Genomic DNA, 2095 nt, shown 5'->3' with positions numbered 1-2095 from the left:
AGCTTCAGATCGGGGGCAGAGGCGGCGTCCGTCAGCCGGATGGGCTGGGCGATGGTCTCCATCCCTTCGGCAACGACACCCAACTGCCGAAAGAAGGAGGACAGCGCCCACATGATCCACGCGGTCATGGAATTGAGCCTCAGTGTCAGCGCCGTTGCGGCGGCCACGACGCCCACGCTGGCCTGCCCGTTCATCCAAAGCGCCAGCGCCCAGCCGACGACCCCGACGATGAGCAGCCCGTTCAACGTGACGAGCGTGATGTCCATGGCGGTGAAAATGCGCATTTCGACCTGAAAGGTACGCCGTGCCCGCTCGATGGCCTCACGCGCGAATTCCGTTTCCAGATCGTGATGGGCGAACATCTTCACCGAATGGATGTTCGCATAGGCATCGACCACGCGGCCCGTCACCTGCGACCGCGCGTCCGATGCCGCCTTTGATGCGGGCCCCACACGGCGCACCGTCCAGTTCACCAGCAGCCCATAAAGCACGAACCATATCAGCAGCGGCATCAGCAGCCGCAGGTCAGCCGCCGACAGCAGGATCGCCGCCCCCACCATATAGGCCAGCGAAAAGGAAATGGCGTCGAACACCTGAAAGACGACTTCGCCCGCCGCCGGCGGCGTCTGCATGATCCGGTTTGCGATACGCCCGGCGAAATCGTTCTCGAACCAGCCGACGGACTGGCGCAGAACCTGCCGGTGCGCCCGCCAGCGGATCAGGGTGCCGAAATTGGGCAGGATCGCATTGTTGATTAGCGCCACATCCAGCGCCTGCAGAATGGGCCGGATCAGAATGATAAAGAGCGCCACAAGGATCAGTTCCGTCCCATGATCGGCCCAGACCTGCGCCGGATCGGCGTCCAGCAGATCGACGATGCGGCCCATGTAGTAGATCAGCCCGACTTCGACGGCCGCAACCACGATCGACATGAAGGCCGTAACCAGAAAGACCGACCGGAAAGGCTGGGCGTATTCCTTCAGGAACGGCCAGAGCCGCGTGGCTGGCGTGTCCCGCTCGGCATAGGCGGTATAGGGATCGATCAGATTTTCGAAATAGCGGAACATGCCGGGCGCTTTCTGAACCATGGAACGGGGCAGTCGGGGTCACGATGGCTCGGATCGGACCTGAGGCTATGCCTGCCCCTTCCCGTGATGCCCATTGACCGTTCGAATGTCCATTACTTCCGCCGTCCCCCAAGGCGCATCAGATCCTCCCGGCCCAGCGCGAAACCTGACTCGATCCATGCCTGTTCCAGCGTTTGCAGCCGCTCCCCCAGCGCCTTGCCGGTATATTCGGGCATCAGGTCCCGCGCGGACAGCGGAAAGGACGCAGAGGCGCCGCGGGCGATCTGGTCCTTCTCTTCCGGGCGGGGGGGCTGTTCGGTCAGAACCGCGCGCAAAAGCATGGCTTGCAAGGCCACATCGGCCCCTTTGCGGTAGGCGACTTCGGCAGGTGCCTGCCCGTTCTGCGCCGCCTCTGCCACATCCGCGAGGGTGTTCGCTTCGGCCTTGGACAGCCGCAAATTGTTGGCGACCTGCTCACCGCCCAGCGCGGCGAGGCGGGTCATGGGCGCGGCGGTGATGCCTGCCTCCCCTTCCATATGCAGCAGGATTGGCAGGAACCGTGCATCACTGCCCGGCAGGATCGCCTGCAGAACGCCCAAGCGTTCCATCGCCGCCACCGCGGGGGCGGGGTCGGGTGCCTCCAGCAGCTTTTTCATCTCTGCCCCGATACGCTCCTTCGACAGATGCGCCAGCCCGTCGAGGTGCGCGGCAATCGCGGCGAGGGTTTCGGCCTCGAACCCCGCCGCGGGGTCGCCGTACCATGCCGAAAACCGGAAAAAGCGCAGGATACGAAGGTAGTCTTCCTTGATCCGCTGGGCGGCGTCTTCGATGAATCGCACCCGCCCCGCCAGAAGATCTGGCAGGCCGCCCAACGGGTCGATCACCCTGCCCTCCGGCGTGGCATAGAGCGCGTTCATCGTGAAATCCCGCCGCCGCGCATCGTCCGCGATATCATCTGTGAAGGCGACGGTGGCGCGGCGCCCATCGGTGGCCACGTCCTTGCGGAAGGTCGTCACCTCGAACCCCTG

The 2095-nt window shown here is 64.3% G+C and carries 2 protein-coding genes; both read right to left on the bottom strand.

The window, feature by feature from the left end; genetic code table 11:
- Positions 1–1067 (bottom strand): ABC transporter transmembrane domain-containing protein (locus tag A3764_RS12905; protein ID WP_150122171.1); only part of this gene is annotated, 1067 nt, incomplete at its 3' end.
- A 113-nt stretch (positions 1068–1180) separates the two neighbouring features.
- Positions 1181–2095: CCA tRNA nucleotidyltransferase (locus A3764_RS12900; protein WP_067951648.1), on the bottom strand; the 915-nt coding region annotated here is incomplete at its 5' end.

The sequence above is a fragment of the Sulfitobacter sp. HI0129 genome, from assembly GCF_001635395.1.
In the GTDB taxonomy this organism is placed as follows: domain Bacteria; phylum Pseudomonadota; class Alphaproteobacteria; order Rhodobacterales; family Rhodobacteraceae; genus Sulfitobacter.
Note: the sequence above shows the minus strand (reverse complement) of the source record. Positions and strands in the feature narration are given on the sequence as shown.